The sequence below is a fragment of the Acinetobacter sp. YH01009 genome, assembly GCF_013420765.1.
Lineage (GTDB): Bacteria > Pseudomonadota > Gammaproteobacteria > Pseudomonadales > Moraxellaceae > Acinetobacter > Acinetobacter amyesii.
In genome coordinates this window covers 1-7,433 of record NZ_VOYE01000030.1, presented here as the reverse complement: position 1 = coordinate 7,433, position 7,433 = coordinate 1, and the positions used below count along the sequence as shown (strand labels likewise).

7 protein-coding genes are annotated in these 7,433 nt (G+C 36.5%); 5 read left to right on the top strand and 2 right to left on the bottom strand.

Annotated features, from left to right (window positions below):
* Nucleotides 1-368: 368 nt before the first annotated feature.
* Together FTT76_RS17105 and FTT76_RS17100 are read right to left on the bottom strand one after the other, a co-directional pair.
* On the bottom strand, nt 369-578 hold the full coding sequence (locus FTT76_RS17105; protein ID WP_005404800.1) for a hypothetical protein: 210 nt from the start codon (nt 576-578) through the stop codon (nt 369-371).
* Between the two features lie 126 nt (nt 579-704).
* On the bottom strand, nt 705-1,697 hold the full coding sequence (locus FTT76_RS17100) for a hypothetical protein (protein ID WP_227554861.1): 993 nt from the start codon (nt 1,695-1,697) through the stop codon (nt 705-707).
* A 2,485-nt stretch (nt 1,698-4,182) separates the two neighbouring features.
* Between FTT76_RS17100 and repM the strand changes: the two genes are divergently transcribed.
* From repM to FTT76_RS17075, 5 genes are all read left to right on the top strand, one after another.
* Nucleotides 4,183-5,133, top strand: a complete 951-nt coding sequence (repM, locus tag FTT76_RS17095; protein WP_005404786.1) for a replication initiation protein RepM — start codon at nt 4,183-4,185, stop codon at nt 5,131-5,133.
* A 76-nt stretch (nt 5,134-5,209) separates the two neighbouring features.
* A complete protein-coding gene (locus FTT76_RS17090) occupies nt 5,210-5,455 on the top strand; it encodes a hypothetical protein (protein WP_005404787.1) in 246 nt (81 codons plus the stop codon).
* A gap of 77 nt (nt 5,456-5,532) precedes the next feature.
* Nucleotides 5,533-6,084, top strand: coding sequence for a plasmid replication DNA-binding protein (locus FTT76_RS17085; protein WP_005404788.1), 552 nt, complete (start codon nt 5,533-5,535; stop codon nt 6,082-6,084).
* Between the two features lie 261 nt (nt 6,085-6,345).
* Nucleotides 6,346-6,690, top strand: coding sequence for an SMR family transporter (locus FTT76_RS17080; protein WP_005146112.1), 345 nt, complete (start codon nt 6,346-6,348; stop codon nt 6,688-6,690).
* Complete coding sequence (locus tag FTT76_RS17075; RefSeq protein ID WP_005146114.1) at nt 6,691-7,248, top strand: TetR/AcrR family transcriptional regulator; 558 nt, start codon at nt 6,691-6,693, stop codon at nt 7,246-7,248.
* Nucleotides 7,249-7,433: the final 185 nt, after the last annotated feature.

Sequence of the window (7,433 nt, the reverse complement as noted above, 5' to 3'; positions counted from 1 at the left end):
AATACCAACGAACAGCCCAAAGAATGATTTCACCTTGAAAGTGCCGACCGTGGAAGGGATTCATCTGCTGTATCTCGAAATAAATAAGATATTTAGCTTATCATGTCAGCCTATTTGCAACAGTGCCCTTTGTTGAGTCTGGTGACTTTTTTCATCTATTTTTTTAATCGTTTCACATTAGAAATTCTCGTTACGGACACGACTGCTCTATTTCCGGTTATCAAAATGGAAGCGTTGGCACTTGGGATAATGCACATTGTTTACTGCTTCTTTTTTAAATATGTCGATAAAAAACTTCAAATATTCGGCTTAGATTCAAATAATCTGAATGAATACATCCAGCGGAATCAGGCATTTTTCCAAAAATATTAAGGTATGGCTTCTCCAGTGGAACTCATGTCTTGTAATACATCAAAGACAAGTCTCTCAATGCCTGAGCGTGCTTTATCACGGTCTGGATCTAGCCAGGATAGCGACGGGAATTCGGCACAGAGTCCAATAAATTCCCCGTCTTGGGCGGACCATGTCACACTAAATAAATAACGAGCTTCGGTCTTAAAATCGAAAAAAGCTTTCATATATTTTGCCGCGTGTTTAGCCTCAGCTCTCAAATCGTCAATTTCTTGGCGGCTGAGATAATAATCATCAGGATATTTCTGCATGAGTTATCACCATTGTTAATTGAGATTGATTTAAAAAACATCCTATACCTCGGTTTTATTGGACTTCGCCTTCCATTTTTCGTATTTTTTGTTGAGATCTTCCGTTAATACACTCCTAAAATGAGCTTCTGCTTCTTGATATGATGAATTATTTACAATCGAACTTTTCAGTTTTTTCATATATGAAAGTTTTAAAGTCCGGGCACCATGATCAAACCAGGGCTGATTATATTTATCCTTGAATAAGCGTTTTTCTAGGTGATACAAATTTCCGATCTGCTGACGTACCCCACGGTAGCCTAAATAGCCCTCCAAGGCCCGGAAATGGCGTTCAAAATAGGCTTTCTTCTCATCCAGACTGGCATTTTTTTCAATCAGGCTCTGAAACCGCAAAACGACCCTTTTCCCTTGTTCTAGTTGTTCCTTATAGGCTTTATCAGTCAAACGCCAGGTCCAATCTGTGACATGTTTTTCATTGGTCCAATTCTTGGCTTGAAGCTCTTTAATGCTTTTCTTCGGCTTGGTCAGACGTACCAGTTCATATCTACCACAGCTGATTGGATTAACCTCACCAATGTAACTAAAAGACTCTGAACTTGGACAGATCTCAAAGATTTTACGGTTAATCTTCAATAAATCTTGTTTGTCTGTTTTGCTCAAAACTTTTTGAGTTTTTTCATCCAATAAGAAAGCATCACTGGTTCGACAAAACAGGTAAGCCTCTACTTGCACCAAAAAAGCAGGTTCATTTTTATCAAATTTTTCCCAGCATTCACTCTCACTCAGTCCTGGTAAATAACTATAAGTGAAATGAACCAGCAAGCTAAAAACTGGCTCACTGTTCAATCTTCTTCGATAGGTTTGTTGGGCTGTTTCCAGTAAATGATAACGCTCAATCCATTTTGAAATCATACGGCTTGCTTCATCAGTATTCATATTCAATATGAATTTCTTAGCAACAAGATCATATTCGTTCGTCATCATTCCCATGACATGTTTTGTAAAATCTTTAGGAACATAGCTGTAATAAATCATTTTTTTATTACTCTTAAAGTGATTTTAATAAAGTGATTCTATAAGAGATTTATAAAAGATATTTATTAAAAATTCTATAAGAAATTCTTAAAGTCTCAAAAATGCAATTTTTGAGACTTTAAGCATGATTGCGAATCACCTTCGGAGATTCTATAAATAGCAGTTCCCCAAAATGGGCTTGACGACCGCAACTTGATCAAATATAAAACTTTTAGGGTCTTTGATTTTTTGCGTGGACTGCCAATCCATGAGCCAATTCTTTTCTGTTTGGTTCCTGGGTTGCCTACCCATGAATCAGACACACTCCCCCTTCTTGAGGATTGCCAGTCTTTGAGAAGCTTTAGTGGTGAAGCTGCGTGCGTGAGGAAACTCTAGCTGGCGCGGCTACACTAGGGGCTGGCGGGTGTGACTCCCGCTTTCTACCTGTTCACTCATTTTGATGAATGAACACCCTCCACTCCCAAGGTGGAGGTCAGTTGGGCGACAAGGACACGGGATCACGGTGACGTGGCGGTGGGAGTAACTTCCCTCCTAGGCTGAAAGGGCCAAAACCCTGTATTAAAACAGACAGTCAGAGGACTCACGGAATGAGTAACCTCGTGAATAGCTGATAACCAGACGCTTCAAGTCAAAAACAAAAATAAAGACAAGGGCGTAGGTTATACCCACAGGTGGGCTTTTGAGGGCATCGTGAGGTGTCAGGGTTGCAAGGCGAAAGCTGGCGCAATCGGTACTCGATTTTAGGTAGAACAGTGAATTTGTCGGAAGACATTCTGTTTTGCTGTCGAGATCAATGGATAGCTCAAGCCTGTAAGGTCGTCAACATGGTGCTTTTTAGGCTGTGTATGTCGATATGGGTAAGGCGTGAACGTGGATGATTATTAACTACATATTGCATTGTATAAACCTGATACGACTTGGAACTGCGATCGGGGGAGATAGGAATGTAGGTGTTGTATGTAGGAGATCGGCACGGGTTCTGCCAGTTTTCAGGCAACTGAAAACAACTGTTTTAATACTAACTTGGGAAGCAGTTTTGTTTAATGACGAAGCCGTATTGCTTAAAGATTTCTCTTTAATTTGAAGAGGTCTTTATTCAATCGGAGGCAACTTCCGAAAACAGAACTGTGGGAGAGTGACTTAGTAGGGCTTTGCTGTAATGGCAAAGGAAGCATTTCAATTCGAGTGAAAGGCGAGCGTTGAAATGAGTAACGAAAGGACACGCCATTAAGTTGGAGTGTGTAAGAGAATTGGAAGAATGTGGTTTGAGGATGAAGTTTGGCAACTTCATAGACTTGGCGGTCTAAACCCTCCAGCCACATTTGTAAAAATCGACCTAGAAGATCAGATTCGAGTGGCATCGGATCCAGAAATTCCAAGAACCTTGAGAAAACAAGTCAAATCAAAGTCTTTGATCCGACTTTTTAAAAACGGTTAGTGGGGACCTCACTTAAAAAATCCTGACGCAGCCGATTCTGCTGAACGAAATTAAAAATCTGTGTGTCCCTCATCACACATAAATAACTGAGATCAAAGTCCTGAGTACGACTATAAACTGCTTTCCATTTTGCGCTGATTTGCGTTTTAAGCCATTTTCTCTATTTGATATAGGTAATCTTGATAATCAGTGAAAAAACGCGTCTACCCCCTATTTTTTGCCTCTAATCGTTATATCAGAGCGAGTGTCTACGAGCGAACATCAAAAAGTCGTGCCTAGACTCCCTGAAAAACAGCTTTTTAGGCTGTGAAGTCAAAAAAGGCGTAAATCATATGTAGAAAATTGAGCCTAGACCGAGCGAAGCGAGCAAAAAAGTACTATGAGCGAAGCGAATTCCGAGTTGCTTTTGCTTTTTCTAAAACTCACGAAAATATTAACCAAAAAATTGCCCCTCGAATCGAGCGAAAGCGAGATTCAATAGAGTTTGAGCGAAGCGAAAACCAAGGGCAATTTTTCATGATTCACGTTTTTAATTATTTTTAAATACTTTTAATGTTTTTAGATGCTCTGTAGCCCTATAAAATAAAGGGTTACAGAGCTTATACATGGACGTTTATCTTGCTATACATGGACGTTTATCTTGCTATACATGGACGTTTATCTTGCTATACATGGACGTTTATCTTGCATATATTGACAAATATTATAATGTCAATTTTAAGGTTGAATTATAAACCACCTAATTGCAATAAGTGTTTGTATTTAATGAATTTTTATTAATTCCGATTATATATTAGATATTTAATAAATATTAAATACATAATATCAAAGATATTATCTTAAAATATCTATATATATTATTGTTTTTATTATAAATAATAGATTAGATAATATATTAAATAGACATTTTATAACCTATTATTTTTAATATACATGGACGTTTATCTTGCTATACATGGACGTTTATCTTGCATAACCTAAAAAATCATTGACATCAAAATATAGTGTCAATATATTGACATCAAATGATCACGTCAAAATAAAGATATGAAAAATACTGTCGTCAAAGATAATGCTTTAATCAATGCTAGTTACAACCTAGATCTAGCAGAGCAAAGACTAATCTTATTAGCTATTGTTGAAGCTAGAGAAAGTGGAAAAGGTATCAATACAAACGACCCACTCGTTGTTCATGCTGAAAGTTATGCACATCAATTTAATGTTCATAGAAATACGGCTTATACAACATTGAAAAATGCTTGTAATGCACTGTTCTTACGTCAGTTTAGCTATCAAGAAAAAAACTCTAAAAACATAGAACATATTAAATCTAGATGGGTTAGTGAAATCAGATATATAGAGAATGAAGCCGTGGTTAAACTTATTTTTTCCCCAGCCATTGTTCCATTAATTACAAGATTAGAAGAACATTTTACTAAATATGAGCTAGAACAAATTAGTAATCTGAGTAGTGCTTATGCAATCCGTTTATATGAGCTTTTAATAGCGTGGCGAAGTACAGGTAAAACGCCAATTTTTGAATTAGCCGATTTTAGAGAAAAATTAGGAGTTGATAAAACAGACTACGCGATAATTTCTGATTTAAAAAAACGAGTACTAGATATTTCAGTTAAACAGCTTAATGAACACACTGACATCACTGTTGAATACGAACAACATAAAAAAGGACGTTCAATTTACGGCTTTTCATTTTTATTTAAAAACAAGCAAACAGAGCAGAATTTAAACTCGACACGAGATCCAAATACCGTAGATCTTGTTTCAAAAATGACTAAGGCTCAGCGACATTTATTTGCTAATAAACTCTCTCAATTACCTGAGATGAGTAAGTACTCCCAAGGCACCGAAAGCTTTCCGCAATTTGCAATTCGTATAGCTGACATGCTGCAAGATCCACATCGTGCTAAAGAACTGTATCCATACTTAGAAAAAGTGGGATTTATGTCAGCTACTAAAAACAATGCTGTTAACAACTAAACTCTCAGTGAGTGAAGGATCCAGAATTAAAATCTGAGACTAAATAATTAAACTATAGTCATATAAGGAATTTGAAATGCTTATTGATGCAATTGCTTTATTAAGTGCTAAAAAAAATACTAAAGGTTATTCAGCTCATATCCAAATTGAGACTTCTGACGGTTCAGAAATTAGTGGCTCTATACAATTAGATCATGAATGGGATTATCAACTCGGCTTTTTGAGAGATTTAATAAATACAGAAGAAGATATGCGTTTTGTTGATAGAACCTTTACCAGTGAGGATTTTAGAAATGGTGTTTTAGGTTACTTAAGCAATTAGGCTTTAAACCTTGAGTGTATTAAAGAATACACTTGTTGTATTCTTTAATACGTCTCCTAAATACACAGTAATACAGTATGAAAACAAGTACAAAATACAGTGTTAGTGATGCTGCAACACTGTATAAAAAATCTCGGGCCACACTCTACAAAGATATAAAAAACGGAGTATTAAGTCGTGATCATGATGGTTCTATCGACTTCTCAGAATTACTTCGTGTCTATGGTGAGCCTTTTGGTGGAAAACACCCAAAACGTATTGACATGTCTCCGATACAAAACCTAGATACACCTGAATACAATGATAAAACAGTGGAAGAACTCAAAAATCAGATTGAGTTTCTAAAGAAACAACTAGAAAAGGCAGAAGATAGAGAAGCAAAAGCTAATTCTCGCATCGACACACTCCTGACCCTCATTGAAATGAAACCATCCCAAGCCACTACAGCTAATAATCATCAACCTGAAACAGATATAGCGATAGATCCAAAACTAGAAACCAAACCTAAAGATGATGGATTGACTATTCCGGTTGAAAAAGAAAACAAGCGAATCCCTGTTCCTGAACACGTAGACCCAGAACCGGAAAAAAGAGGCTTCTGGAGCCGCTTCTTTAAGCCATATGGCTGATCTGATTGTTCACCTGGGCTTATTAAAACCGTGGAGCATTGCTCAAGAAGTAAGCGTGGAACGTGAAAAATCACAAAAAAAGCCCACCTTGGGGAAGGTGGGCTATCAACTAGAAACTACAGCATTGATTTCTAAGTGGAATTATAACGCATTTCGTATAACGTGTATTATGTTAATTTTAGAAAATCTAAAATAATTATTGATAATTTTTTTTTGAAAATTTAACATACCTTCCGATTGGTATTTTAGGTATGATTACTTATGAACAGTGTGTTACTCGCTTATGTATTACTTGGATTTGCAATAGTTTCCGAAGTGATTGGAAGTAGTTTTTTAGTTAAATCGGAAGGGTTTACAAAACTTTTTCCAAGCGTGATGGTCTTTATTTTTTTTAGCACGGCATTTTATTTATTATCACAAGTTATTAAAACAATCCCTTTAGGTATCGCATACGCTATATGGGCTGGTGTTGGGATTGTTCTAACTGCTGTAGTTGGCTACTTTGTTTTTAAACAGACACTAGATAATCCTGCTTTAATTGGAATTGGTTTTATCGTATCTGGCGTAATAATTATTAATTTATTTTCGCAATCAGCAGGTCATTAAGTGAAAGAAATTCGGCAACAAAAGAAGCAACCAGAGGTTATTCGAAAGCGCATCCTTGAACAGGCAACTATTCTTGTTTCTCAAAAGGGTATTTCTGGTGTTTCTATTCAAAATATTGCTACAGCAGTAGGTATAACAAAAGGGGGGGTATTTCACCATTTCCCGAATAAAAAAAATTTGATAGAAGAAATGTTCAATCAAATAATTCTTGATTTAGATCAAACAGTTGAATACTTGATTAAACGCGATCCAACAGAATATGGTAAATTCACACGAGCTTATATTCATAGTTCTTTTATCCATCAAATAGATGGGGTGGTTTCTGCTTGGTCAGCGTTATCAATGACTATGATCACAGAGCCTACCTTTAATAAAATTTGGATGGAATGGCTAAAAAATAGATTATCTCAACATGCAGAAACGGATAGTCATCCTGATTTAGAGTTACTTCGTTTAGCAGCAGATGGGTTGTGGCTACAAAGTATTACCGGAGTCATTGATGATGAGCAATGTTCAAAATTAGAAGACGATCTGCTTAATCGAACCTATTTAACATAAAATCTCTTATTCGAAATTTGAACTGTAAGCCCCAGATAGAAAAATCCAGTGCATAGAACGGCACTGTTGCAAATAGGCTGACATGATAAGCTAAATATCTTATTTATTTCGAGATACAGCAGATGAATCCCTTCCACGGTCGGCACTTTCAAGGTGAAATCATTCTTTGGGCTGTTCGTTGGTAT